This is a genomic window from Staphylococcus sp. HMSC063F05, from assembly GCF_001837075.1.
GTDB classification, from domain to species: domain Bacteria; phylum Bacillota; class Bacilli; order Staphylococcales; family Staphylococcaceae; genus Staphylococcus; species Staphylococcus epidermidis.
Window position 1 is genome coordinate 14,384 of record NZ_KV831307.1, and the last position, 25,371, is coordinate 39,754.

28 protein-coding genes are annotated in these 25,371 nt (G+C 32.5%); 3 read left to right on the forward strand and 25 right to left on the reverse strand.

The genetic code is table 11. The features are described 5' to 3' along the window. Positions 1–224: 224 nt before the first annotated feature. The 3 genes from HMPREF2576_RS00475 to HMPREF2576_RS00485 form a co-directional block, all read right to left on the reverse strand. The gene (locus HMPREF2576_RS00475) at positions 225–1,433 is read right to left on the reverse strand and encodes an NAD(P)/FAD-dependent oxidoreductase (RefSeq protein ID WP_001831966.1); all 1,209 of its coding nucleotides are present in this window, start codon (positions 1,431–1,433) and stop codon (positions 225–227) included. Positions 1,434–1,702: 269 nt separating this feature from the next. Next, complete coding sequence (locus HMPREF2576_RS00480; RefSeq protein ID WP_001832002.1) at positions 1,703–2,062, reverse strand: HesB/IscA family protein; 360 nt, start codon at positions 2,060–2,062, stop codon at positions 1,703–1,705. A 29-nt stretch (positions 2,063–2,091) separates the two neighbouring features. Further along, on the reverse strand, positions 2,092–2,337 hold the full coding sequence (locus tag HMPREF2576_RS00485) for a YuzB family protein (RefSeq protein WP_001831896.1): 246 nt from the start codon (positions 2,335–2,337) through the stop codon (positions 2,092–2,094). A gap of 281 nt (positions 2,338–2,618) precedes the next feature. Between HMPREF2576_RS00485 and HMPREF2576_RS00490 the strand changes: the two genes are divergently transcribed. Beyond that, on the forward strand, positions 2,619–3,683 hold the full coding sequence (locus HMPREF2576_RS00490; protein ID WP_001832001.1) for an NAD(P)/FAD-dependent oxidoreductase: 1,065 nt from the start codon (positions 2,619–2,621) through the stop codon (positions 3,681–3,683). A 180-nt stretch (positions 3,684–3,863) separates the two neighbouring features. Here the strand turns inward: HMPREF2576_RS00490 and HMPREF2576_RS00495 are convergent, their stop codons facing one another. Then, entirely contained in the window at positions 3,864–4,184 is a 321-nt protein-coding gene (locus tag HMPREF2576_RS00495) for a YuzD family protein (RefSeq protein WP_001831951.1), read from the reverse strand. Between the two features lie 99 nt (positions 4,185–4,283). Here HMPREF2576_RS00495 and HMPREF2576_RS00500 point away from each other — a divergent pair, with 99 nt between their 5' ends. After that, on the forward strand, positions 4,284–4,526 hold the full coding sequence (locus tag HMPREF2576_RS00500; RefSeq protein ID WP_001831958.1) for a NifU family protein: 243 nt from the start codon (positions 4,284–4,286) through the stop codon (positions 4,524–4,526). A gap of 297 nt (positions 4,527–4,823) precedes the next feature. Here the strand turns inward: HMPREF2576_RS00500 and dltD are convergent, their stop codons facing one another. The 8 genes from dltD to HMPREF2576_RS00540 all read right to left on the reverse strand — a co-directional run bounded on the left by dltD (position 4,824) and on the right by HMPREF2576_RS00540 (position 11,774). Continuing rightward, positions 4,824–6,062 (reverse strand): D-alanyl-lipoteichoic acid biosynthesis protein DltD, encoded by a 1,239-nt coding sequence (gene dltD / locus HMPREF2576_RS00505; RefSeq protein WP_001831904.1) that lies wholly within the window; start codon positions 6,060–6,062, stop codon positions 4,824–4,826. Continuing rightward, positions 6,059–6,295 carry a D-alanine--poly(phosphoribitol) ligase subunit 2 gene (gene dltC / locus HMPREF2576_RS00510; protein ID WP_001831996.1) on the reverse strand — a complete coding sequence of 79 codons (237 nt, stop codon included), beginning with the start codon at positions 6,293–6,295 and terminating at the stop codon, positions 6,059–6,061. The genes dltD and dltC overlap by 4 nt, the downstream gene beginning before the upstream one ends. Positions 6,296–6,312: 17 nt before the next feature. Further along, positions 6,313–7,527 carry a D-alanyl-lipoteichoic acid biosynthesis protein DltB gene (gene dltB, locus HMPREF2576_RS00515; protein ID WP_002439035.1) on the reverse strand — a complete coding sequence of 405 codons (1,215 nt, stop codon included), beginning with the start codon at positions 7,525–7,527 and terminating at the stop codon, positions 6,313–6,315. Next, positions 7,524–8,981: a D-alanine--poly(phosphoribitol) ligase subunit DltA gene (gene dltA, locus HMPREF2576_RS00520; RefSeq protein ID WP_001831977.1), complete on the reverse strand. Its 1,458-nt coding sequence runs from the start codon at positions 8,979–8,981 to the stop codon at positions 7,524–7,526. The genes dltB and dltA overlap by 4 nt, the downstream gene beginning before the upstream one ends. Before the next feature lie 15 nt (positions 8,982–8,996). Then, on the reverse strand, positions 8,997–9,143 hold the full coding sequence (locus HMPREF2576_RS00525; protein ID WP_001831913.1) for a teichoic acid D-Ala incorporation-associated protein DltX: 147 nt from the start codon (positions 9,141–9,143) through the stop codon (positions 8,997–8,999). Between the two features lie 404 nt (positions 9,144–9,547). Then, a complete protein-coding gene (locus tag HMPREF2576_RS00530) occupies positions 9,548–10,519 on the reverse strand; it encodes a 2-hydroxyacid dehydrogenase (RefSeq protein WP_001831897.1) in 972 nt (323 codons plus the stop codon). Positions 10,520–10,560: 41 nt separating this feature from the next. Continuing rightward, positions 10,561–11,340 carry a TIGR01457 family HAD-type hydrolase gene (locus HMPREF2576_RS00535; RefSeq protein ID WP_070856349.1) on the reverse strand — a complete coding sequence of 260 codons (780 nt, stop codon included), beginning with the start codon at positions 11,338–11,340 and terminating at the stop codon, positions 10,561–10,563. Continuing rightward, complete coding sequence (locus HMPREF2576_RS00540) at positions 11,340–11,774, reverse strand: DUF86 domain-containing protein (RefSeq protein WP_001831932.1); 435 nt, start codon at positions 11,772–11,774, stop codon at positions 11,340–11,342. The genes HMPREF2576_RS00535 and HMPREF2576_RS00540 overlap by 1 nt, the downstream gene beginning before the upstream one ends. A gap of 118 nt (positions 11,775–11,892) precedes the next feature. Here HMPREF2576_RS00540 and HMPREF2576_RS00545 point away from each other — a divergent pair, with 118 nt between their 5' ends. After that, complete coding sequence (locus tag HMPREF2576_RS00545; protein ID WP_070856351.1) at positions 11,893–12,159, forward strand: DUF3055 domain-containing protein; 267 nt, start codon at positions 11,893–11,895, stop codon at positions 12,157–12,159. A 59-nt stretch (positions 12,160–12,218) separates the two neighbouring features. Here HMPREF2576_RS00545 and HMPREF2576_RS00550 read toward each other — a convergent pair whose 3' ends face one another. From HMPREF2576_RS00550 to sufC, 13 genes are all read right to left on the reverse strand, one after another. Next, on the reverse strand, positions 12,219–12,608 hold the full coding sequence (locus tag HMPREF2576_RS00550; protein ID WP_070856353.1) for a YutD family protein: 390 nt from the start codon (positions 12,606–12,608) through the stop codon (positions 12,219–12,221). Positions 12,609–12,794: 186 nt separating this feature from the next. Further along, positions 12,795–13,709 carry a lipoyl synthase gene (gene lipA / locus HMPREF2576_RS00555; protein WP_001831979.1) on the reverse strand — a complete coding sequence of 305 codons (915 nt, stop codon included), beginning with the start codon at positions 13,707–13,709 and terminating at the stop codon, positions 12,795–12,797. An 88-nt stretch (positions 13,710–13,797) separates the two neighbouring features. After that, a complete protein-coding gene (locus tag HMPREF2576_RS00560) occupies positions 13,798–15,117 on the reverse strand; it encodes a bifunctional metallophosphatase/5'-nucleotidase (protein WP_001831906.1) in 1,320 nt (439 codons plus the stop codon). An 85-nt stretch (positions 15,118–15,202) separates the two neighbouring features. Then, positions 15,203–16,030 carry a sulfite exporter TauE/SafE family protein gene (locus HMPREF2576_RS00565; RefSeq protein WP_001831948.1) on the reverse strand — a complete coding sequence of 276 codons (828 nt, stop codon included), beginning with the start codon at positions 16,028–16,030 and terminating at the stop codon, positions 15,203–15,205. A gap of 12 nt (positions 16,031–16,042) precedes the next feature. Continuing rightward, positions 16,043–16,891, reverse strand: a complete 849-nt coding sequence (locus tag HMPREF2576_RS00570) for a DUF72 domain-containing protein (protein ID WP_001831962.1) — start codon at positions 16,889–16,891, stop codon at positions 16,043–16,045. A 366-nt stretch (positions 16,892–17,257) separates the two neighbouring features. Beyond that, a complete protein-coding gene (locus HMPREF2576_RS00575; protein WP_001831928.1) occupies positions 17,258–18,283 on the reverse strand; it encodes a hemolysin family protein in 1,026 nt (341 codons plus the stop codon). 502 nt (positions 18,284–18,785) lie between these two features. After that, complete coding sequence (locus tag HMPREF2576_RS00580; protein WP_002495357.1) at positions 18,786–19,139, reverse strand: hypothetical protein; 354 nt, start codon at positions 19,137–19,139, stop codon at positions 18,786–18,788. Beyond that, on the reverse strand, positions 19,130–19,276 hold the full coding sequence (locus HMPREF2576_RS12275; protein ID WP_001831994.1) for a hypothetical protein: 147 nt from the start codon (positions 19,274–19,276) through the stop codon (positions 19,130–19,132). Before HMPREF2576_RS12275 ends, HMPREF2576_RS00580 begins: the two co-directional genes overlap by 10 nt. A 329-nt stretch (positions 19,277–19,605) precedes the next feature. Further along, a complete protein-coding gene (sufB, locus tag HMPREF2576_RS00585) occupies positions 19,606–21,003 on the reverse strand; it encodes a Fe-S cluster assembly protein SufB (RefSeq protein WP_002484542.1) in 1,398 nt (465 codons plus the stop codon). A gap of 205 nt (positions 21,004–21,208) precedes the next feature. Then, positions 21,209–21,673, reverse strand: coding sequence for a Fe-S cluster assembly sulfur transfer protein SufU (sufU, locus tag HMPREF2576_RS00590; RefSeq protein WP_001831954.1), 465 nt, complete (start codon positions 21,671–21,673; stop codon positions 21,209–21,211). Further along, positions 21,663–22,904, reverse strand: a complete 1,242-nt coding sequence (locus HMPREF2576_RS00595) for a cysteine desulfurase (RefSeq protein WP_002438997.1) — start codon at positions 22,902–22,904, stop codon at positions 21,663–21,665. The genes sufU and HMPREF2576_RS00595 overlap by 11 nt, the downstream gene beginning before the upstream one ends. 67 nt (positions 22,905–22,971) lie before the next feature. Then, on the reverse strand, positions 22,972–24,279 hold the full coding sequence (sufD, locus tag HMPREF2576_RS00600) for a Fe-S cluster assembly protein SufD (protein WP_001831898.1): 1,308 nt from the start codon (positions 24,277–24,279) through the stop codon (positions 22,972–22,974). A 94-nt stretch (positions 24,280–24,373) separates the two neighbouring features. Further along, complete coding sequence (sufC, locus tag HMPREF2576_RS00605; RefSeq protein WP_001831944.1) at positions 24,374–25,135, reverse strand: Fe-S cluster assembly ATPase SufC; 762 nt, start codon at positions 25,133–25,135, stop codon at positions 24,374–24,376. Positions 25,136–25,371 lie beyond the last annotated feature (236 nt).

A 25,371-nucleotide genomic window follows, 5' to 3' on the forward strand; every position in this document is an offset into this window, starting at 1 on the left:
AAACCACTTTTGTTTAATTAAGTGTGAAATTCTTCTTCATCATATTTTTCTGATAAAAAATAACCTGGGACAATCATTTTGTCCCAGGTATTATTAAAATATAAACAATCGATGACAAAATTAATTTGAGTTGTTTACATATTTTAACTCTAGTCATCTTTGCTAAGGGAGACAACAAATTATGTCTCGTACCTTTTTATTGTTTTTTTATATCTATTACTTGATTAAAATTTTCCTTTTTTAAAGGCTAATCCTATGCCACCAAGTTTGTAAATCGCACGAGTATCAATAACTTTCTTCAAGAATGCTGCTTTTTTACCAGCGATATCTCTACCATATACAATTCCAACACCATCATTAGCACCTAATGAACATACAGTTCCACGGTTAACATATTGGAAATCTTGTGTTGATTCACCATTTAATAAACGTTTAATGTTGCTAGCAGTATGCTCACCTTGTTGCATAGCAATTTGAGCTGTTGTTGGTAATGGACGCTCTTCACCAGCTGGAATAAACGCTGAACAATCTCCTATAACAAAGATGTCATTATGACCTTCAATTGTTAAATCTTGTTTATTGATAATACGTCCACGTTTAACACCTTCAAATGATTCTTCCATTAAATGACTTCCACGCACTCCAGCAGTCCATACAGAAGTTCCGGCTTCTAATTGTTGTTTTTCTCCATTGACTTCAACAACGAAACCTTTTTCATTACAAGCGACAATAGGTGTTGCAATTTTGAATTCTACTCCACGGTCTTCTAAATATTTTACTGCATAACTAACTAAGTCGTCTGAGAACATCGGTAACATTTTAGGTGCTGCTTCAACACATGTTAACTTCACTTTACTTTGATCAACACCATATTTACTGCATAATTCAGGAATTCTATCAGTTAATTCACCTAGAAATTCAATTCCTGTAAATCCAGCTCCCCCAACTAAAATAGATAAATCTTTATCATCTTTTTCTTTAGAAGCAGCATAATTTGCGAACTTATCTTCAATGTGACGAGACAACTTACGAGAAGTTAAAACGTTCTCAATTTGGAAAGCATGTTCTTTCATACCATCAATACCAAATGTTTCGCTAACAAAACCTAGTGCAACAACTAAGATATCAAAGTCATAAACACCCTTATCAGTTTCTACACGTTTAGCATTACGATCAATTTTTGTTACCTCAGCAACAACAAAATTCACTTTATTTTTGTTGACAGTTTTCTCAACAGGATACAATAAATCTTCATAATTAATCGTACCGGCAGAAGCTTCATGCAACCAAGTTGATTCATAATGATATTCATTCTTATTAATTAAAGTAATTTCCGCTGCATCAGCAGAAAGTTCTTTTTGTAATTTAGTTACAGTTTGTAAACCAGCATAACCTGCACCTAATACGAGCACTTTCTTACGATCTTGAGCCATCTCTAATTCACCTAAGCTTTCATAATATTTTAACCAACCAACAATGTAGATAAAGGCTATAAACATATGACAAGCCAAATTGTCTCTTTCTTTATAGTCTTAGTCAACATTTAAAATTTTCAAGTCTTTTTTGGGTTTTGCTCTTCAGTTGTTCACATAAAAGACACTTTTAATCTAATTTTAATTCTATAGCTTTTACCCTATATTTTCAAGCTACAATAGGGATAGTTTGTGAAAAGTTTAATTTAATTTCGGATGGCAATATGAAATTAACATTGCTCTGGATTTCCAGCGACTTTAGCTGTTTTAAATGAACTTCCACAACCACATGAGGCAATAGCATTAGGATTGTTTATTTGAAATCCTCCACCCATAAGTGACTGTTTAAAATCAATTGTTGTTCCATTTAATACAGGAGCATCATTTCGGTCTACTAGAACTTTCAAACCATAGTATTCGAGAATTTCATCATTTTCACCAGGTTCTGCTTCGGCTGACATACCATAAGTTAATCCTGTGCATCCTCCACCATTTACTTTAATTTTTAAATAACCATCAGACATGTCGTTATTTTTTAACATGTCTCTAACTTCAAATGCTGCCGCTTCAGTTAAAATGACTGTTGGCATATAAAAAACCTCCCATAATTTTTTAATCTCTATAACAAATTCGTTATATCATTATCTTCGATATGTTGATATATGTTTTTTAATAAATCGTCTGGTGTGTTACCTTCAACAATATCACCATCTACAAGGGCATACAAGCTACTTGCGCATAGACCACAATTTTGTAGACAACCGTATTCAAGGACATCTATGTTAGGATCATTTTCTAATTTTTCAAATACAACATCACTACCTTTGGCCATATTTGAAATACAGAACTCCACTAACGGAAACATAAGTCACCTTCTTATCTTTATTAGTTTAAACATTATAACAAAGTATTCAATGTCCTGACTATCAGTCGGTATGACGATTTTAATTTTGTTTATCTTTTTAAATTTCATAATAATTAAATTGCATTCTACATTTGTTTGTAGTCATTTTGAAAAATAGATATAATAGTCATGCATACAAGTATTATAACTATCAGGGACTAGGAATCATCTTCATTTAGAGTATTCTAGTGATTTTTGAAAAGGGTTTCAATAAAACAATTATAACAAAGGGGTATTAATCAATGAAAAACTTAGTATTACTAGGCGGGGGCTATGGTAATATGCGAATTATGTCGCGCATTTTACCTCATTCAATTCCTGAGGGATATCACTTAACTTTAATCGACCGCATGCCATTCCACGGTTTAAAACCTGAATTTTATGCACTTGCAGCAGGAACTAAATCTGACAAAGAGGTGCGAATCCAATTTCCAGATAGCAGTCAAATTAATACGGTTTATGGGGAAATCAGTGATATAGATTTAGACGAACAAATGATAACAGTTGGAAATTCAAAAATAGATTACGACGAACTTATCATTGGTCTAGGGTGTGAGGATAAATATCATAATGTCCCTGGTGCTGAAGCATATACACATAGCATTCAAACATTATCTAAATCGCGTGAAACATACCATAGAATTAGCGAGTTACCTAAAGGGGCACGTGTAGGTATCGTTGGGGCAGGTTTAAGTGGCATTGAATTAGCGAGCGAACTACGTGAAAGTCGATCAGACTTGGAAATTTTATTATATGATAGAGGGCCTCGAATTTTAAGGAATTTTCCTGAGAAACTGAGTAAATACATATCTAATTGGTTTTCTAAACACAATGTTACTGTAGTGCCTAATTCAGTCATCGACAGAGTAGAACCCGGAAAAATTTATAATAATGGTAAACCAGAAAATATTGATTTAGTCGTTTGGACAGCAGGCATACAACCTGTTGAAATTGTGCGTAATCTTCCTATTGATATGAGTACCTCTGGACGTGTGATTATTAATCAGTACCATCAAGTCCCAACCTATAGAAATGTCTATGTCGTAGGTGACTGTGCTAATTTACCACATGCCCCCAGTGCTCAACTAGCAGAACTACAAGGCGAACAGATTGCTGAGGTTTTGAAGAAGCAATGGAATAACGAACCACTTCCAGATAAAATGCCTGAAATTAAAGTACAGGGCTTTTTAGGCTCTTTAGGTGACAAACAAGGTTTTGCTTATATCATGGATCGAACAGTTACCGGACGATTAGCCTCTATTCTAAAATCAGGTGTTCTGTGGCGCTATAAATATCATAATGGTTAATAAATAAAGAACCTAGGGCATTTACATTTCCCTAGGTTCTTAATTAATATGACAGCATTGAAATGTCCTTCTTCTCAATAAAAGATATAGCCTAAAAATGAAGATTTTCACTAAAAAATAACACAGACACTGTCAATTGAGGCACATCGTTAGTATGAATATTGCCCCCCTCTTTTAATCTTACATAGTAAAATATGATTTAATAAAACGGGTTATTTGTTTATATTGTATGTAACCATCTGCTACATATTCATCATTCATCGTAACTAATGGGTAAAACAATTCATCTTCATTAATTCTTTCTATAAATTGCATATCATGATCAGTTAAATTTTCAGTATCATTTCGTATGTCAATATATGTAAATTCAAAATGATGTTGAGGAAACTTTCTTAAAAGTAATGCTTGAAGCCATTGATAAGTATCTATAGATGTAGGTGCATTTACACAACTCGCACAAACGACTTCTGCTCCATATACGACAACACTAATTTTAGTCATTAAAATCCCCTATCTTGTTTTATAGATTTTTACTACTTTATCTATTATAATGTAATAATAATGATTATGAAATAATTGCTCTGAAAGGAGACATGTCACATGCCTACTGAGAATCCAACAATGTTTGATCAAGTAGCAGAAGTTATAGAACGTTTGCGTCCATTCTTATTACGAGATGGTGGCGATTGTACGCTTGTAGATGTTGAAGATGGTATTGTTAAGCTACAATTACATGGCGCTTGCGGAACATGTCCTAGTTCTACAATTACCTTAAAAGCTGGCATCGAGCGTGCACTTCATGAAGAAGTTCCAGGTGTAATAGAAGTAGAACAAGTATTCTAATACATCCCTATATAATTATTTATTAACCTAGGATAGATAGTGACGTCCTAGGTTTTTTAATTTGATAGAAATTAATAAATGAAGTCATAGCGCACTAATATTAACTCTATGATGCTAAATAAAACAATAAAATGCTTAGGATACAAAACATTGTTCCTAAGCATTTTATATACTGGCTATCAAAGAAGTAAACGAAAAATACATTACGTCGAGGTATTTCCTTTATAAATCTCGTTACACGGGATGAAATAACGAATTCTGTACCTAGCTCACTTAATTTTATTTCGGTTAATAATATTATTTGTTGCCTTGATGTTGATCATCTTGACGATCGTTGTGATGTTTGTGCGGTGGTTTATTTTTAGAATAATCGACTTCATGATTTTTAGGCGCATGACCATCCATATGTCTTGCAATTTGCTGGTCGACGTAAACCCAACCTTTCCATCCAATATGAACAGCATCACTAATTACGTACTTTTCATAGTCCTTGTTTGTCAAATCATAAATTTTCCCACCATTATCAACTACAGTTGAGTGAATCTTTTTATATACAGCTTCACGTCTATCTTTTTTGATACCTATATGATCATACCATCTTCCATTTGAAGGTATACTAACATATTGTACATCAGCTCCAGCAGCATGTAGCGTTTGCACTAATAATTTTAAATCTTGGAACTCGGGTGAGTTAATGTTGAACTCATAATCCCTTTTGATTTTACGCTTGTTTTGTTTTATCAATTTCCAATATGGATCTCTTATATCATATTTATTAGATTGAGTATTTGCTTTGCCTATATCGGCAGCTTTATGTTTCATCTCATCCCATGAAGCATCTTCTCTTGTTGCAGGTTTTACTTCTGCTAGAGGTGGCTTAGTGAATGAGAATAATGATTTAATAGCTTCAATCTTAGTTAATTGATTTTCTTTAAATGAAGAAATGTAGTTTCCAGAGACATCATTGGGATGTTTTGCTTGTTCTCTAAGGTATGACTTATTGTGTGCATGCGGAAACTGTAACAATCTTTGTGCATACCGTTTCTTCAAATTAGCTGGCATATCTTTTTGATTAAACATCTGATTGATTTGACTTTGTGACATACGAGCATCAAAGTTTTGATTTGTTAATCCATGATTCGTAAACCACTGTGGAGAAATAATAAATGTAAATTTCTTTCCTTTTAAATTGTCGTATTGCGCTGCAAGTTCAACTGCATTAATTAAATCTGTCGAACCTCCCGCACCAATAAGGAACGTTTCTTTACTAGCATTTTGTTTATTTAGCGCTATACCTGGATTAAAAGGATCATCCTTTTCCAGTTCACTTGAACCATAAATCGGGTAATACTTATTTGACTCGAATAATTTATTTTGAATGAGCGTGCCTTTTAAAACTTGATCAGTTAAAGAAATTCTATTATCAGCTAACGTCTTATTTGTCACAAGACCAGTAAACCAACTTGCTGGTAAAAATAAAAATATAATAAATATGACGCCACTGATTATAATGGGTAAGAATGGTTTCAGTTTCATCGTAACTCTTCTAAAGCTTCTACAATTTTATTAGGAGTTGCCCACTCATCTCTATCAAAGTCCATAATTGACACTTCAATATCCAATTTATTTTGAATTTCTAAAAGTAAACCTACAGTTTGAAATGAATCAATAATACCTTCTTCAAAGATTTCTACATCTGGGTTTTCCTTCACAATGTTGTTTTCAGCTACTTCTGCTAATAAATCTAATACTTGTTCTCTAAATTCCATAATTAATTACTCCTTTATTAAATAAATTTGCCTGAGAAAATTAAGAATCCGAAAGTTACAAAATGGAAGGTAATGATAATACTTATAGCTGTAGTGAAACCATTTTGCCAACGTGGTGGATGCTTTTTACGCCAACGCTCATAATAACCATAACCTATGAATAACGCTGCGTGGTATAATCCATATACAATGTAATATACTTCAAGACCATGCCATACTCCCATTATGAAAAAGTTTAAAAAGAACGCTACATTTGACATTGCAAATTGACTTTTTAATAACTTCTTACGTGACATGTAGAATAAAGATCTCATATAGATACAATCTCTAAACCAGAAAGATAAAGTCATATGCCATCTATTCCAGAAATCTTTAATATTTTTGGCTTTAAACGGTTGTTTAAAGTTAGGCGGTGTCTTAATACCATATAAATAACTCACTGCAATCGCGAATAAACTGTATCCAGCAAAATCAAAGAATAAATATAAGCTATAAGCGTACATATATAGCCACATATGAGTAAATCCATGCAGGTTAAGTTGTAAAGGATTAACAGCGTAAGTCTGAATCAAATACGCAATAATATATTTATATAAGAACCCTAACATAATCATATGAATTGCTTTGACAACAAGTTCTCTGTACTCTGCACCGCTAGGTACTTTCTTATCATCTTTCACAAAACGTTTATATCTATCAATAGGTCCAGATGAAATGGTTGGGAAGAATGAAATGAATTGTATCAATTTCCCTACTTTGATTTCTTTAATAGAACCATCACGAATCTCCATAATTAATTGAACACTTTTGAAAGTGACGTATGAGATACCTAAAAATCCTACAAATTCAATTAATTTACTTTCATGGAAGTGAATTTGATGTCCACCTAACCATGAACTCTGTAATATTTTAACAATTGCTAGAGGGAGAATAGACAACACCATAATTGTTACAAATTTTGTAAAAGTATTCTTCTTTTGTCGTGATTGATAGTAGTACATAATGAGGGCAACCTGCCATATGACATAAATAATAAAACAAAAAAGTTGTGCACTTAGATATTTTTGCCCTAACAGATTATGTTTATCTGATGCGAATATAATGACAATCATGATTGCTGTACTTATACCATTGTAAATATAACTTCGCTTACCTAAGAATCCAAGTATTATCACAGGTATAAGAACGATAAATGCAATTAAGAAAAATGTAAATGTGCCATAAGGTATCATCCGTTTACAACCTCGGCAATTTTCTTACGATCTAATTTACCATTTGATGTGAGTGGTAGTTGTTCCATCCATTCGAACTTTCTAGGAATCATATATTCTGGTAAGCGTGATTTAAGTTCGTGTTTAATATGAGTTGTCATTGCTAAATTATCTTCTACAGGTTCAGTAGGTACTACTGCTCCTATTAAATGTATGACCTTTCCATTTTTATAAACCGGCACAACAACAGCCTCTCTTACATGTTTTGACTGGCGTAATTGTGTTTCAATTTCCTCTAATTCCATACGATAACCATTTAATTTAATTTGAAAATCAATACGTCCTTGAATAAACCACAATCCATCTTCAATTTTAGCTTTATCCCCAGTATGATATGTTCTGACACCGTCTTCAAAATTAAATACTGCAGTTGTCTTTTCTTCATTCTTTAAATAACCTAAACTGACGCTTTGCCCCTCAATGACAAGTTCTCCTTCTTCAGTAGCAAATAATTTTGTACCAGGTCTAGCCACACCAACTGGTAAAGGGTTATATTGATTTAAAATTTCTTCTGTGATTTGTATACTTGTGACTGCAACAGTAGCTTCAGTCGGTCCATATGTGTTATAAATCATTGAATTCGGAAATCTTTCAACTAAGGCTTTAGCTGTTTTATGTGGTAAGATTTCCCCACAGAAAAAGAATTGCTTTAAACTACTATATTGTTGTTCATTTAAATTAGGTAATAATAAACACATTTCTATAAAAGAAGGTGTAGAAACCCAAACATTCATTGGTGTTTGAACTAACATTTCGTTCAATAGTTTAGGTTTTTTAATCATATCTTTATCAACAAGATTTAAAGTACCACCTGATGTTAAACAAGGATAGATTGCCATTACTGATAAATCAAAAGAAAATGGCGCTTGATTTAACCATTCTTTACCAGTACCAGTTTTGTTTAAAGATACCATCCATTCTGCGAATTCATTTAAACTTGCATATTCAATTTGCACACCTTTAGGTTCTCCTGTAGATCCTGAGGTAAAAATTGTATATACTACATCGTTTTGCTTCATTTGACTATCAAAGACAATTGGATATTGGGAATCCTGAATATCGCTAACCTTAAGCACTTGTGCATTTGTCTGTTCTAAAGTCTCATCTGAAGTATTAAAAATGATTTCCGGTTGTACTTTATCAATAATCATATTCACACGTTCTTTGGGAACAGAAGTATCAATAGGAACATATCCACAACCGGATTTAATCGCTCCAATCATACCAACAATCATGTAAGGTGACATGTGACCATATAAAATCATTGGCTTTTTACTATCTTGTAATAGATGTGCTAGCTTACTTGATTCTTCATCAAGTTGTTTATATGTTAGCTCATCATTTGTATGTCTAACCGCAACTGCTTCAGGTTGTTCCTGAACGAAGTGGTTTAGAATATTAATTAAGTCTGCCATAACTACTCTCCCTCATTAGAATTCATTATAAATGAAGTTGTTTTGTGTATCACCACTACCATAAATTAAATATAGCGCTATAAAAATAGCTAAATATAACAAAGTGATTAAGTAAGGCTTCATTTTATCAAAATATTTGTTAGAAGGCTCTTTTCCTTTCATTTTTAAATAGCACCTCTCAAACTCTAACTATTATTAATCGTAAATCTTCTCAATGTTCTTATATTAAATCATGTACTATGAACCTTAATAATTGCTAATAGACATCAAACAATACAATATACATTTTATATTTTAATTTTACAATTCATTATATCTATGTTTCAAATATAATTCAATTCAAATTTTATGTCTTGCTTAGAATTGTATTTAAAATTTTACATATTCAAATCATATGTCAACAACTCAATTAGAAATGGTTCTCACTTTTAAGAACAACATTATTTTAATTCTAAAGCCATGATTAGACAATTACAGTGGATATAACAAAATTGTTAGTTTTATCAAATTAAAAAAATTCACGTTATCACATTCGATTGATGGAATATGACTAACGTGAATAAATTTTAAAAGTGTAAAGAGGTTACAGGGGTTATTGGTGCATCATTATTTAATACTGCTTTAATATTATCTATACAAAGTTGTACCATTCGATTTCTAGTGACTTGGGATGCACTTCCTATGTGAGGTAACACCACAGCGTTAGGTAATTTCAGTATTGGATGATTAGGTTGAATAGGTTCTTGACGCATAACATCTAAACCACAGGCTTGTATCTCATGATTTTTTAATGCTTCTAAAAGTGCTTCCTCATCTACAATTGCACCTCTTCCAATATTAATGAAGACAGCATCATTTTTCATTTTATTAAAAGCTCGAGCATCAAATTGATTCTCAGTTTCCTTGGTTAAAGGTGCTGTGCAAATAATAAAATCACTTTGTTCAAGTAAAGATTTAAACGTTACATATGTAGCATTTAAATCTCTTTCAGCATTTAAGTCACGTTTGCGATTGTGATATATTATCCGTGCATCAAACCCTTGTAAGCGACGTGCAAACGCTTTTCCTATATCACCCATTCCAAAAATACCAACAGTTGCACCGTATACATCTTTTCCTGATAATAAGTAGGGTCCCCAACTTTTCCACTTACCCTCTTGAATATATGATGTCGCTTCAATGATTCTACGTGCTACAGTAAGCATCAATGTAAACCCTAGTTCGGCAGTTGTCTCTGTCAGTACGTGAGGTGTATTGGTAACAACTACACCATGTTTCTTTGCTAATGAAATATCAATATTGTCAAAACCTACTGCCATATTAGCAATCACTTTAAGTTGTTGTGCCCTGAGAAATACTTCTTCATCAATATGCTCACTCAATGTGATCACACATGCTGTTGCATCTTCAACGTTAGCAAGAAATGATTCTCTAGACATAGGCGTTAAATCGTGTTCCCACATGACAAGTTGTCCTAGTTTTTTAAGTTGCTCTACGTAGTGTTGTGGAATTTGACGTGTTACGAGTATTTTATTCATATGCACACCTCTATTAATTTCAAAAACAGATAGATGATATTTTATTTTTCTAATTCTGCAATAGCTACATTTAAATCTTTAAATGAATACGTAGGCGGTATTTCTTTAGATTGAATATCTTCATACGTACTCACACCAGTTTGAACATGTATCGTATCAATACCTACGTTAATACCTGACATAATGTCTGTGTCATATAAATCACCAACCATTGCAACTTCTGATTTTTCTAATCCAAGTATATCTAAAGACTTAGACATTATAATTGGTTCAGGTTTACCAATAAACTCTGGCTGAATGCCAGTAGAGACACTGACCACACTCGTAATAGCACCATTACCAGGTAAAAAACCTCTCTCTTTAGGTATGGATACATCTGGATTTGTAGATATAAATTTAGCTCCATTACGTACAGCTAATGTTGCGATTGATAATTTTTCATATGTTACCTTTTCATCTAAACCAATAACTACATAATCAACATTTTCATCATTCTTTATTGAAAGTCCTGCATCAGTTAGTGCAGTTTTGAGTCCATGACCACCAATCATATATACAGTTGCATTTGGATGCTGTTCAGAGATATAATCCGCTGTTGCCAATGCTGAAGTTACAACTTCATCTGGTTTAGCATCAATATGCATATCACGTAACTTCTCAGTAACTTGAACAGGTGTCTTTGTAGAATTATTAGTTACATATAGATGCGGGATATGATTATTATTTAAATAATCTATAAATTGTGCGGCACCGTCAATTTCATCTGTGCCTTTATACATTGTCCCATCTAAATCGATTAAGTATGCCTGATAATGTTTCACTAGTTATTCGCTCCTTTTCCAAATGCGGTAATTGGTACATTTTCATTTTCTAAAAATTGTCCTACTTCTTGAATAAATTGCTTATAGTATGGTAGTGCATCATCAAATAACGGCTCAATTTTATTCATATTTAAATCGATATAGTGATGTGCAAACTGTTTTCTAACATCAATAGTTCGATTGATATGTGATTGTGTTTCTTTTGAAATAACATTTTCCAATTCTAAAATATCTATTACATCTTTATAATTACCAGGATCTCTTAAAATAAACCCATCTATAATCATATTGCCAATATCTACAGAAGATTCAATTAACATTTGACCAATTCGTTCAAAAGCATATAGGTTCCTTTTATTATCATTGTAATCTTCAGTGAGCTTTTGTAAGTAAGTGATTTTCTGAGTTAGTTTATCTTTATCTACAAAATACATTCGCTTGTCACCTCTTCATACATCTAATAAGTTAATCATACCATAGTTTTGCAGTCATCATCATTTGTCGTTATACTTAAGTGTAATAGTTTTCGCAATATAAAGGAGCGTCAGAGTTATGATAGATATGTACTTATATGATGATGAAGAACAAAGCCAAGTACAGTTCGTCGGCTTTGTTGGTGAGCATAGTCGTTACGACTTAATGCTTGTACAAACGGATAGACATTATGGTAAAACTTTAGTTTTAAATATGCAGACAAATCAATTTGGCATTATAGGTTCAGATGATATAGAAGAAAAAGGTTACATTTCTCATATTTTAGGAGTATCAAAGGAAGAAGCGGATGAAATTATTGAATATTTAAATGAAGTTATTCAATAGAAGAGATATGTTATAAAAGTCCACTTAAATTGAGATGACGCTCTCAACTTAGTGGACTTCTATTGATCTATAGCTTGGGTATATTTTTCTGTGTCTTGAATAGTAGGTTGAATCTTAACATCATGTAATTTATCAATGATATCTTCTTTATCATCTATTTCTTCAATAAATTCATTTGGTGACAATCGTCTGACTACAAAATAAGGACAACCAAAATTACAATATTCTAGTATATAATCTTGTATACTTGAAAATCGTTTACTTATTTCTGCCTTTTTATTACTATCTTTATAAAATCCTTTTAAGCGTAATTGATCGTAACCATAGTCACCTACGACATAATCATATTTGTCTAATATATCCGAATACCTAGCTGAAAATATTTCCTCATCAAAACATTCTCTATATTCTTCTATCAATTCAAAATATTGTTGGTCGACTTTAATCATATTTTCACCTTACAAAAAAATGAAATAGAGGCACTAAGTATCAAAAATACCATAAATCACTTACCGATATCTTCAATACACACATTTATCAAAATATAATGAAATTTTATGTATCACATAAATTATAGATACTCGATAAGCGAGGCACTTATGCCTCTATTTTTAATAGTTTTTAAAAATTATTACTTAATTAAGTTGTTCTTCACCTTGGCGTTGTTTCTCTTTAGCTGCTTCATTCACTTGCTCATCAGCATGATATGAGCTTCTTACTAAAGGTCCTGCTTGACAATGTTTAAATCCTTTTTCCATTGCAATCTTTCTCATTTTACCAAATTCTAATGGCGTATAATATTTCTCAACTTTCAAATGTTTTCGAGACGGTTGTAAATATTGACCTATAGTTAAAATATCAACATCATTAGCGCGTAAATCATCCATTGTTTCATAAATTTCTTCCATCGTTTCACCTAACCCAACCATCAAACTTGATTTTGTTGGAATATCAGGTTGTAATTCTTTAGAACGACGTAAAAATTGTAAAGTTCTATCGTAAGTTGCTCGAGCTCGAACTCTTGGTGTTAAGCGACGAACCGTTTCAATGTTGTGATTAAGAATGTCTGGTCTAGAAGCCATTAATGTTTCAAGGGCTTCATAATCGCCACCCATGTCAGATGGTAAAATTTCTATTGTTGTAAATGGATTTCTTTCTCTTACTTTACGTACTGTTTCTGCATACACGTTTGAGCCTTGATCTCTTAAATCATCACGTGCAACAGCAGTAATTACAACATGTTTTAAATTCATTAATTCTACTGATTCTGCAACTCGTTCTGGTTCATTTAAATCTAATTCATTAGGTAAACCTGTTTTTACTGCGCAGAATCGACATGCTCTTGTACATACTGCCCCTAAAATCATAAATGTAGCTGTACGACGCGCACCCCAACATTCGTGAATATTTGGACATTTAGCTTCTTCACACACTGTGTGTAAATTCTTCTCACGCATCATTTTCTTAAGACCAGTATAATTATCGTTTGTGTTAAGCTTAATCTTTAACCAATCCGGTTTACGTAAAATTTCTTCATTTCTAGTCGCCATAACAACGCATACCCTCCTGTTTAATATATCTTCGTTTATTATAACATATCGGTATTAACATTAAATTAAAAGTCAATATACGTTTCTTTTATAATTTTAGTAATTTCTCTTTAAAAATATCACGTAAAAATTCAGGCATAATATAATCTGTAGATAACCCCTTTAGCAATGGGAAATATCTTCCAAATGTATACATATCAACAGTACCTAACGTATATTGTTTATCATTTTGAATCTCTTCATCGCCTATAAAATAACGGTCTTCTGACTCAATAAAGCCTAGATTATATAAAATATATCCTCCAAATATATCCCCTCTAAAACCAAGACCTTGTGCATGTTCGTGCATATATTCTTGCTTTTGGCTTTTTTGAATCACTTGCTTTAATTGTTTACCGGTTAATCGAACTCTTACAATATTGATTGGATGGGGTAACATGCGATGTATATCATATTCCGTCACTTTATCAGCTTCAATGCCATTAACTATAAGTCCAGCATTTACGATTGCACAATCAGCCCTTGAAAACTCATATACACTTTCAGCCAGTAAATACGATGTTCTTGTAACAACATCTGTTCTTTTGACTAAGTTCACATGATGATTAACTACTGGTTTACTTAGAAGTGCTCTTCCTTCTTCTTCAAAATGTGTCTCGACTAAGGGAAGTGTTTCAATAGGATGAATTTTGGCGATTTTATCAACGATTTTTCCATTTTCAATCGTAATATTAACTTCACCTAAATAATAGCCATATTTTCCGGCAGCTGCCATCAAAACACCATTGTTTATTTCTCCATGTTCAAAATGATGATGCGTATGACTACCAAAGATAACATCTATTTCCGGAATCTCTTGGCATAACTTTTCATCAAAAAAGATACCGACATGGCTCATAACCATTAAAAAATCATATTCACCTTGATGTGCATTGATTTCATCTTTGATTGCCGCTAATGGGTCAGTAACAATCCAATCCAGTGCTCGATAAAAAGGTGTGAACGGTGCCGTTGCTGCAACAAATAAAATACGTGTTCCTTTTATTTCTTTGATATACGAAGAGGTAATATGATGTGGAAGATGTCCCTCTTCATCTATGACATTCGTGCAAATCACTTTAAAATCCGCGTCGTTATATAGATTTTGTAAAGCATCATGAGAAATTGTCATTCCTTCATTATTTCCAATGGTTGCAATATCACAATGTGCTTCATTTAAAAGTTCTATATTTTTTTGTCCTACCGTAGCTTCTGTCACAGGTGCTGATAAATCAACATGGTCACCTATATCTATATAGAGTGAGGGATGTTCAAGTTGCGGTCTATGTTTTGCCATATAAGCTTGAATACGAGCATATTCATTTAAATGACTATGAATATCATTCGTGTGATATATTGTTAATTCCATAACATGATCCCCCTCTTTAAAATTTATATACTTAATTGTACTTTAGCATTAAAGAACAAAGTCTCAAAGTATAACTACTTCGCATTTAAATAAAAGATTTAATGATTAAATATATACCCATAATAAGCATTACTGTTCTCAATAACATTACAACTGTGTCGGATTTCATAGATCGATTGACCCTCACACCTATTTGTGCACCTATAACACTTGAAATAATGAGAATGATAGAATAGCCCCAAGCCACATGTCCTTGAAAGATGTGCCCTATTGAACTCATCACACTTGAAAAGAAAATCATCATCATACTTGTGCCTACTGCAACATGTGGTGGAAATCTAAAGACGATGAGCATAAGAGGGGTCATCAATGCACCTCCACCTATGCCAAACAGCCCTGTTAATAGCCCAATAAATAACGTTGTTATAAAAGCAAACAGGGGTGGTACACTATAACGGTATGTTTTCCCTTCAGCATCAACATATGTACGCGCATATTTAGGTTTGTCAAAAATTTTAAAAGGTTTGATTTTGTGACGAATCATCAGTAATATCGACACAAATATCATAAACACGCCAAAGTATAAGTTAAACGAATCAAGTGTAAGGTATCTACTTAAAAAAGAACCAACCAAAGATCCAGGTAGTAGTCCAAATAGAAATATCGAACCATTTTTTATATCTACTTGTTTGGTTTTTAAATATCCTAATGAGGAAGATAATCCAGTAACAATCAGAATAACTGAAGAAGTACCTATTGCAATTTGCGTCGTAATACCATGTAGAAGATGATGGTTAACGCCTAAATAAACAAGTGTGGGGACGATGATGATTCCACCACCAATACCAACGATAGATCCTAAAATCGCTGATAATCCCCCTATTAATATTAATAGAATAATTGTTAATAACATGACATTCGCCTCTTAAAATAGTTTTAATTGTTGCGGTGCTAAACCTTCATAATCAATGTCTAAAATATTTTGATACTTTTTAGCATTATTAGCTGCATGACCGCCAGAGTTATTATTAAAAATTACATATACTTTCTTAGCCTTTTGATTAAGTATTTCGACTTTACGAGCCAAGTCAGCTAACTCATCATCGCTATAATCATATAAATATCTTACATCTCGCCATTCTTGATCAGTCATATCTTTTTTAGTCCAACCATAATGATTACGTCCATGATAACGTACAAAAGCAATTTCACTAGTAATCCTATTTACTAAAGGAACGCTCCCCTCTTTAACTTGAGGTTCATCTACCACTGCATGAATGATTTGATGTTGTGTTAAGAAGGATAAAGTTTGTTCTTTATACTGATTGTCAAACCATGATTGATGTCTAAATTCAATGCTCATCGGAATATCAGTTAATTGTTTTCTCACATATAAGATGTAATTTATATTTTGGACGTTACAATCAAACCAAGGTGGAAATTGTACGAGCACCATCGCCAATTTATTATGCTCTTTTAACGGATTGATCATTTCTTTAAACTGTTTAAATAATATATCTCTCGACTCTGCATAATCTCTATAGTCAGCATGCAATGTTAATGCTTGATGAATTTTAACAACGAATTGAAATCTATTCGGCGTTTCATTTATCCATTTAATTATATTTCGCTCTGGCTGTATCGCATAATACGAAGCATCCAACTCTACTATTGGGAAGTGACTAGCATACGTTTTTAACTTATCTGTTTTACGCTCTAAATCCTCATATAATGTATCATGGTCACCCCAGCCAGTAAGACCTATTTCTATCATATTTATCACCAACAACATGATACCACATTACAAATCATTGATTCACTTGAGTTAAGTTAAATTTACATATTCTTTAATATACATATATCTTATAGTTAAACAAAAGTACATCTTGTGGTAAGAGAAAGATGCAACCCTTTCAAATTCCTTGTATAACCTTAGCAATAAAGACTAAGTTTGATAATATTTATATTTATCGAGTTTTTCAATCTATTACTGCCTACTAAAATAGAAAAACACCTGGAACAATGTATTATGTCCCAGGTTTTCTAGCTTTAAACTTTATATCACAACTAAATTACACAACATCTTAATTGACCCGCAACTTGTTTGACATTCATAGCCACTATCATTTTTACAATAAAATTAACGATGCATCATGCTTTGTGGAAATTTTTGATGTTTTAATTTATTTTCTTCTTCACGATCCATTTCATCCTCAATATCCATACCAAGTAGCTCTTCTATTAAATCTTCGTGCGATACGATAGCATCCGTACCTCCAAATTCATCTAAAACAATCGCTAAATGTTTTCGTGAAACGGTCATTTTACGCAATACCCATTCTGCTCTATTATGTTCATTTACAAATAAAGGGCTTGATGCATAATTAGTAATTGACTCCTCTTTATGTTTACTCCAAGCTAATAAATATTTTGAGTGGAATACGCCGATGATATCATCTATATTTTCATCATATACTGGATATCTCGTATATGGATTATTCATCACTGTATCATAAGCTTCGTCATATGTTACATCCTTTGAAAAAGCTACAACATTAATACGAGGCGTGGTATCAACATCCTTAACCTTCAATTGTTCAAAGTCCATAACGTTTTGAAGTCGAGTATTTTCTATCTCATTAAATGCACCTTCTCTACCCGCAATATTTAATAATGTACGAATTTCTTCTTTAGAAAATCTTTTTTCAACAGGTTGGCCTCGAGATAGTAAATGATTAATACCATCTGTCATCTTGTTTAATAAGATTGTAATGGGCTTGAGTACAATAACACATATATGAATGATAGGATACACAAGTTTTGAAATTTTATCAGGAAATGTTGCAGCAATTGATTTAGGAATCACTTCAGAAATAAGTATAATCACAATTGTTACAATTGCTGATGCTATTCCCACATTCACTCCAATATCAATCGCTAAGATTGTCACGAGTGTAGGTAAAATAATATTCGCTACATTGTTACCGATTAATATAGTAGTGATAAATTCACTTGGTTTATCTAATAACTTTGTTAAACCTTGCGCCTTACGATCACCCTTTTTAGCTTCAGTTTGAAACTTAGTGCGATTCGCGGCTGTTAATGCTGTCTCACTACCTGAAAAGAAAAATGAAACAAATATTAATAGTATAATTGCAATAATCATGATGCATTTCTCCTTAAGATTTAGTCCGTATTAATACATTATTTCCCGAGAAATGAATTATCAAACTTATCATTTATATTGAATTAACACAACACACGAATAAGAATGAACTAATGCAAAATATTTTTATAGTTTGTCGTGGCTTACTCTCATGAAGCTTATCAATAACTTAACAATCCCTTTTATTAAAAATCAAACGATAAGCCATAATAATTCATTACATTTATTAAAACAAAGAGTTAAGTCTTCTAAAAATTCCACTTTAAATACTTTGTAAAAATATAAAAAGTAAAAATCAGATAAATATATTGTAAACTAAAATTCATATCGTAATTATCTTTAAAATGATAAATAACACAATGATAAAAAGCGATTTAATAGTGATAAAAGAAAATTTTTCCTTTTGATCCATAAAATAAAATTAATGATAAAGTAAGTAATAGAGACTAGCACAACAATTATGAGAATAGTTTCGATTTCTTACAATTCATTATTTTTAATTTCAGGCACTGTAGTAAATATATGTGCCAGAAATATCATTATCAAGACAACTATTGATATGTATAACTTGACCCTCGATAATTGGATATTTATTGACATACTCTCGTATTGCTCTGGCGTCAATTTTTTCATGTGAGTTATCTATAACTTTTTCTAACCTTTTCATTGCATTGGCAATTTTATTACTCATCTTAATATCTTTTTTAGTCATCAGGGATTTAGCAGATTTACCACCACCGTATAAAGCATCGCGATATCCATTTAATTCCATTTTCAATTGAACGAATTGGTTATTTTTCAAATAAGTAGTGTATAACTGCTTAATAAAACTAAAGTTTCTTGCTATTAGTAGCAATCACTCGGCATATCTTTCACTTTTGAAGCCATTGTAGCTACAGGTGCAATCATATTCAATAAGTTCGCATCATCAAAATCATGTTTAACTTGAAAATCTTTGAAGTCACCCAAAGTAATTTTGATATGCTTAATCAAATCTTTACCTTTAACTTCATTATTTGCAATAGCTTGTGTTTCTGTAATATCTTCAACACTTTTACAGTGGAATCCATTTTATTTAACGAATTGTAATACTAAATGAGATACTAAAAAATTTCATAAAATAGACTCATGATCGATACTCTTATAAAAGATGTTATTCAACAATAAAAGCAGATATTAGAGCCGATATGAGCTGTATCAATCATAAATTAACTACTATTTAATTTTTTCATTGTTACCAACTGAATTTGACATAAAAATAAAACAACCAACGAATCACAAACGATTCGTTGGTTGTTAATCATATTATAATTGAATTAATATTAACCAATTGAGCCTTCCATTTCAAACTTAATTAAACGGTTCATTTCTACTGCGTATTCCATTGGTAATTCTTTTGTGAACGGCTCAATGAATCCCATAACAATCATTTCTGTCGCTTCTTCCTCAGAAATACCACGACTCATAAGATAGAATAATTGCTCTTCTGATACTTTAGAAACTTTAGCTTCATGTTCTAATGAAATATTGTCATTGAACACTTCATTATAAGGGATAGTATCTGAAGTCGATTCATTATCTAAAATTAATGTATCACATTCGATATTTGAACGTGCTCCCTTAGCTTTACGTCCAAAATGAACGATACCACGATAAATGACTTTACCACCATTTTTGGAGATAGATTTAGAAACAATAGTTGAAGATGTATTAGGTGCTTTATGAATCATTTTAGCACCAGCATCTTGAACTTGACCTTTACTAGCAAATGCAATGGATAATGTGCTACCTTTGGCACCTTCACCTAAAAGTACACAGTTTGGATATTTCATCGTTAACTTAGAGCCTAAGTTTCCATCTACCCATTCCATATTACCATTCTCATGGACAAAGGTACGTTTAGTTACTAAATTATATACGTTATTAGCCCAGTTTTGGATAGTAGTATATCTTACATGTGCATCTTTGTGTACTATAATTTCAACAACTGCCGAGTGTAGCGAACTTGTAGAGTATACAGGTGCAGTACAACCTTCTACATAGTTTACTGATGCACCTTCATCAGCAATTATTAATGTACGTTCGAATTGTCCCATATTCTCAGAGTTAATACGGAAATATGCTTGTAGTGGTGTATCTAATTTAACATTCTTAGGAACATAAATGAATGAACCACCAGACCATACTGCTGAATTTAATGCAGCAAATTTATTATCTGCAGCAGGTACCACTGACGCAAAATATTCTCTAAATAACTCTTCATTTTCACGTAATGCACTATCAGTATCTTTGAAAATAATACCCTTTTCTTCCAGTTCTTTCTCCATATTATGATAAACAACTTCTGATTCATATTGTGCAGAAACTCCAGCTAAGTATTTCTGCTCAGCTTCTGGAATACCTAATTTATCGAAAGTACGTTTGATTTCTTCAGGCACTTCATCCCATGAACGTTCAGTATGTTCAGAAGGTTTAACATAATACGTAATATCATCAAAATCTAATTCAGATAAATCTCCACCCCATTGTGGCATTGGCATTTTATAGAATAGTTTTAATGCTTTCAAACGGAAATCTAACATCCATTGTGGCTCTTCTTTCATTTTAGAGATTTCTGTTACTATATTTTCCGTTAAACCACGCTCTGATCTAAAAATGGAAACATCTTCGTCATGGAATCCGTATTTATAATCCCCAACATCAGGTGCTTGTTTTGCCATTTTAATCACTCCTTGATTTTATAATTAATAAACGGCATGCGTATAAAAAATTCATTTATATTTATGTTTACTCTACTTTGTTATGTCCTATCACTATGATTTAAACTTTTACGATGTAATTAAATCACTGAATTAAACATACGAGGATGTTGATTCAGTATAACAATATATTTACATCATCAAAAGGTAATATATTGTATTGGTTTTAATCTTCTTCCGTTGTACCTTCTGACTTACCTTCTTTTTCGACTGTCCCTTTTTCTAATGCTTTCCATGCAAGCGTTGCACATTTAATTCTAGCTGGGAATTGTGAGACACCTTGAAGCGCCTCAATATCTCCCATTTCTTCTGTAATCTCGTAGTCTTCACCGAGCATCATTTTAGTAAACTCTTGGCTCATTTGCATTGCTTCACCAAGTGAATGACCTTTAACTGCTTCAGTCATCATAGATGCACTAGACATTGAAATTGAACATCCTTCTCCTTCAAACTTAGCATCATTAATGATTCCGTCTTCAATATCAAATGTCAAACGTATGCGATCACCACATGTAGGGTTATTCATATCAACAGTCATTGAGCCATTGTCTAAGACACCTTTGTTTCTAGGGTTTTTGTAATGATCCATAATTACAGATCTATATAATTGATCCAAATTATTAAAATTCATAAGAGAAAAACTCCTTCGTTTGTTTCAATGCTTGAACTAATTGATCTACATCTTCTTTCGTATTATAAACGTAAAAACTTGCACGTGCTGTTGAAGAGACACCTAACCATTTCATCAAAGGTTGCGCACAGTGATGGCCTGCACGAACTGCAACACCTTCTGTATCAACAGCTGTAGCTACATCATGTGGATGTATATCTGCTAAATTAAAAGTAATGACCCCTGCACGTCTATCTTTTGGTGGACCGTAAATTTCAAGACCATCTATAGTTAACATTTGTTCATATGCATATTCTGTCAATTCTTTTTCATGCTGATGAATCGCATTAAAACCTAAATTTTCAATATAATGTATAGCTTCTGCTAAACCTATTGCTTGAGCAATAAGTGGTGTGCCAGCCTCAAATTTAGTTGGTAGGTCAGCCCAAGTGGCGTCATATTTACTTACGAAGTCTATCATATCTCCACCAAATTCAACGGGTTCCATATTTTGTAATAATTCTCTTTTTCCATATAAAACTCCAATGCCAGTAGGACCTAACATTTTATGTCCACTAAAACTATAAAAATCAGCATCGATATCTTGCATATCTAAAGCCATGTGTGGAGCTGATTGCGCACCATCCACACTTATAACTGCACCATGTTCATGTGCAATTTTAGCGATAGTTTTAACATCATTAATTGTTCCTAAAACATTGGAAACGTGTGCGATAGCAACAATTTTAGTTTTATCATTGATGGTTGCTTTTATATCATCTAATTGCAATTCACCATCTTTTGTCATTGGAATAAATTTTAGTGTTGCATTTTTACGTTTAGCTAATTGTTGCCATGGAACAATATTAGCATGATGTTCCATTTCTGTTACAACAATTTCGTCACCCTCACTAATATTAGCGTCACCATAACTATGTGCTACTATATTTATTGATGCAGTTGTTCCTCGAGTGAAAATAATTTCTTCAAAGTACTTCGCATTGATAAAACGTCTTACTGTTTCTCTTGCATTTTCATAGCCATCTGTAGCTAAAGACCCTAATGTGTGTACACCACGATGGACATTAGAATTATAGCGTTTGTAGTAATCATCTAGTACATTTAAAACTTGTACAGGTGTTTGGCTAGTCGCAGTTGAATCAAGGTATGCTAAACGTTTATTATTTACCTTTTGCTCAAGTATCGGAAAGTCTTTAATGACTGCCTTGACATCAAAAGAATGTTCGGCCATTATAGTCACGACCTTTCTATATATGAGTTTCCCCTCTAGGAGGTATCAATTGAATTAATCTTTGACTTTATTTTGAAACTTTACGCTCAATTACTTCTCTAAGTTGACGTTTTACATCGTCAATTGGTAATTCACGTACTACTGGATCTAAGAAACCATGTATAACTAGACGCTCTGCTTCAGCTCTTGAAATACCACGGCTCATTAAATAATATAATTGCTCAGGATCGACACGACCAACTGAGGCTGCATGTCCTGCTTCAACATCATCTTCGTCTATTAAAAGAATAGGGTTAGCATCACCACGAGCATTTTCAGATAACATCAATACACGTGACTCTTGGTTCGCAATAGATTTCGTACCACCATGTTTAATGTAGCCAATTCCATTAAATACAGAAGATGCATTTTCTTTCATAACACCATGTTTCAATATATACCCATCTGTTTCTTTACCGTATTGAACAATTTTGGAAGTTAAATTTATTTTTTGATCACCTGTGCCAACAACAACTGATTTCAATGCACTTGTTGAACGATCACCGTTTAGATTTGTAGTATTATCTATAATTTGGCTACCTTCATTCATCAAACCTAGTGCCCAATTGATAGAAGCATCTGCATCTGCAGAACCACGACGAATTATATGACCTGTAAATCCTTTATCTAAATAATCAACTGAACCATATGTGACGTTAGAGTTTGCGCCAGCGATAACCTCTGACACAATATTAAGTTGGTTATCTTCACCACTAGTAGTAGAAAGATAGTTCTCTACATAGGTAACTTCTGCACTTTCTTCTGTAACAATGATGACGTGATTGTAAAAGCTCGCTTGTTCATCATCATGTAAAACAACGTACTGTATAGGATGTTCTACAACAGTATTTTTAGGTACATAAACAAAAATACCACCGTTTACTAATGCAGTATGCAATGCTGTTAAACGATGTTCATCAACATCTACTGCTTTAGTCATAAAGTACTTTTGAACTAAATCACTATGGTTGACTAGTGCTTCAGATAGACCTTCAATAATCACACCATCATGTTTAGCTTGATCCGATACTTGTGTATATGCCAATTCATTATTATGTTGAATGATTAAGTTTTCTGAGTTTTCAACATCAATGATTTCTTTAACAGATTTTGGTAAATCAGTTAACTGAGTGTATGCATCTCCTGTTGTATGGTGTTGTTTAAACGTATCAAAATCCCATTTTCTTAATTTCGTTTTATCAGGTTTTGGCATTTCTAAAGTTTCTGTTAATTTCAACGCTTTTTTACGTAACTCTGTCATCCAAGAAGGTTCATTGTGCGCTTTAGAATAATCAACAAGTTGTTCTTCAGAAATGTTCAAAGTTTTAGTTGTCATCACTTTTTCCTCCTACTTGATGAAATAAATTTTACTTCGAATGTTCAGTTTCATCATTTTATGTGAACATCTCAATGCTAATTTTGGAATATGACTATTCAGCAGCACCAAATTCTTCTTTAACCCATTCATAGCCTTCTTCTTCAAGGCGTTTAGCCAATTCTGGACCTCCAGATTTCACAACTTTACCACCGTACATCACATGTACTTTATCTGGTGTAATATAATTTAAAAGTCGTTGATAGTGCGTAATCATTAATGCTCCAAACTCTTCACCACGCATTTGATTAATACCTTTAGAAACCACTTTCAAAGCATCAATATCCAAACCAGAGTCAATTTCATCTAAAATAGCGAATTTCGGTTCTAACATCATTAATTGTAAAATCTCATTTCGTTTTTTCTCTCCACCAGAGAAACCTTCATTTAAATAACGTTGAGCCATATCTTTATCGATATCTAAAAAGTCCATTTGTTTATCCAATTTCTTGATGAACTGCATTAAATTAATTTCTTGTCCCTCTTCACGTTTCGCATTAATTGCTGAGCGCATAAAATCTGCGTTTGTTACCCCTGTAATTTCTGATGGATATTGCATAGCTAAAAATAAGCCTGCTTTAGCTCTCTCATCAACGTCTAACTCTAAAATATTAACGCCATCTAATAATACTTCACCTTGTGTAACTTCATAACTTGGATGTCCCATAATTGCTGACGATAATGTTGATTTACCAGTACCATTAGGTCCCATAATTGCGTGTATTTCACCAGTGTTAATTGTTAAGTTAACACCTTTTAAAATTTCTTTATCCTCGATAGACACATGTAGGTCCTTAATCTCTAATGTTGATGACATTTATATTCCCTCCGTAAAATATAAAGTTTTCTTAACTAGTTTATAATAATTTTAATCTATAGTCAAAAAGACTCATTGAATTTCAATCCACTTCATTATAACGTACTTGGTCCCTAATATAAACTTTTTAAAACACTTATTTAGATTTATTATTTAACAATAATTATTTTTATGTAATTGTTCTGAAATTCTTTAAATGATAATGGAAAGCTCACTTTCTCAATAGCCAATCTTTA

Excerpts from the sequence above, each read along its gene's own strand:
- dltD (WP_001831904.1), bottom strand. The coding sequence starts at position 6,062 with ATGAAACTGAAACCATTCTTACCCATTATAATCAGTGGCGTCATATTT.
- HMPREF2576_RS00575 (WP_001831928.1), bottom strand. The coding sequence starts at position 18,283 with ATGATTATTGCAATTATACTATTAATATTTGTTTCATTTTTCTTTTCA.
- HMPREF2576_RS00570 (WP_001831962.1), bottom strand. The coding sequence starts at position 16,891 with ATGATAGAAATAGGTCTTACTGGCTGGGGTGACCATGATACATTATAT.
- HMPREF2576_RS00500 (WP_001831958.1), top strand. The coding sequence starts at position 4,284 with ATGCCTACTGAGAATCCAACAATGTTTGATCAAGTAGCAGAAGTTATA.
- HMPREF2576_RS00475 (WP_001831966.1), bottom strand. The coding sequence starts at position 1,433 with ATGGCTCAAGATCGTAAGAAAGTGCTCGTATTAGGTGCAGGTTATGCT.
- lipA (WP_001831979.1), bottom strand. The coding sequence starts at position 13,709 with ATGGCGACTAGAAATGAAGAAATTTTACGTAAACCGGATTGGTTAAAG.
- sufU (WP_001831954.1), bottom strand. The coding sequence starts at position 21,673 with ATGAATTTTAATAATTTGGATCAATTATATAGATCTGTAATTATGGAT.
- sufC (WP_001831944.1), bottom strand. The coding sequence starts at position 25,135 with ATGTCATCAACATTAGAGATTAAGGACCTACATGTGTCTATCGAGGAT.
- HMPREF2576_RS00595 (WP_002438997.1), bottom strand. The coding sequence starts at position 22,904 with ATGGCCGAACATTCTTTTGATGTCAAGGCAGTCATTAAAGACTTTCCG.
- sufD (WP_001831898.1), bottom strand. The coding sequence starts at position 24,279 with ATGACAACTAAAACTTTGAACATTTCTGAAGAACAACTTGTTGATTAT.
- HMPREF2576_RS00525 (WP_001831913.1), bottom strand. The coding sequence starts at position 9,143 with ATGAAAGGAAAAGAGCCTTCTAACAAATATTTTGATAAAATGAAGCCT.
- HMPREF2576_RS00485 (WP_001831896.1), bottom strand. The coding sequence starts at position 2,337 with ATGTTTCCGTTAGTGGAGTTCTGTATTTCAAATATGGCCAAAGGTAGT.
- sufB (WP_002484542.1), bottom strand. The coding sequence starts at position 21,003 with ATGGCAAAACAAGCACCTGATGTTGGGGATTATAAATACGGATTCCAT.
- HMPREF2576_RS00545 (WP_070856351.1), top strand. The coding sequence starts at position 11,893 with ATGATAGATATGTACTTATATGATGATGAAGAACAAAGCCAAGTACAG.
- HMPREF2576_RS00550 (WP_070856353.1), bottom strand. The coding sequence starts at position 12,608 with ATGATTAAAGTCGACCAACAATATTTTGAATTGATAGAAGAATATAGA.
- HMPREF2576_RS00490 (WP_001832001.1), top strand. The coding sequence starts at position 2,619 with ATGAAAAACTTAGTATTACTAGGCGGGGGCTATGGTAATATGCGAATT.
- HMPREF2576_RS00530 (WP_001831897.1), bottom strand. The coding sequence starts at position 10,519 with ATGAATAAAATACTCGTAACACGTCAAATTCCACAACACTACGTAGAG.
- HMPREF2576_RS00480 (WP_001832002.1), bottom strand. The coding sequence starts at position 2,062 with ATGCCAACAGTCATTTTAACTGAAGCGGCAGCATTTGAAGTTAGAGAC.
- HMPREF2576_RS00495 (WP_001831951.1), bottom strand. The coding sequence starts at position 4,184 with ATGACTAAAATTAGTGTTGTCGTATATGGAGCAGAAGTCGTTTGTGCG.
- HMPREF2576_RS00560 (WP_001831906.1), bottom strand. The coding sequence starts at position 15,117 with ATGGAATTAACAATATATCACACGAATGATATTCATAGTCATTTAAAT.
- dltB (WP_002439035.1), bottom strand. The coding sequence starts at position 7,527 with ATGATACCTTATGGCACATTTACATTTTTCTTAATTGCATTTATCGTT.
- dltC (WP_001831996.1), bottom strand. The coding sequence starts at position 6,295 with ATGGAATTTAGAGAACAAGTATTAGATTTATTAGCAGAAGTAGCTGAA.
- dltA (WP_001831977.1), bottom strand. The coding sequence starts at position 8,981 with ATGGCAGACTTAATTAATATTCTAAACCACTTCGTTCAGGAACAACCT.
- HMPREF2576_RS00565 (WP_001831948.1), bottom strand. The coding sequence starts at position 16,030 with ATGTTATTAACAATTATTCTATTAATATTAATAGGGGGATTATCAGCG.
- HMPREF2576_RS00540 (WP_001831932.1), bottom strand. The coding sequence starts at position 11,774 with ATGTATTTTGTAGATAAAGATAAACTAACTCAGAAAATCACTTACTTA.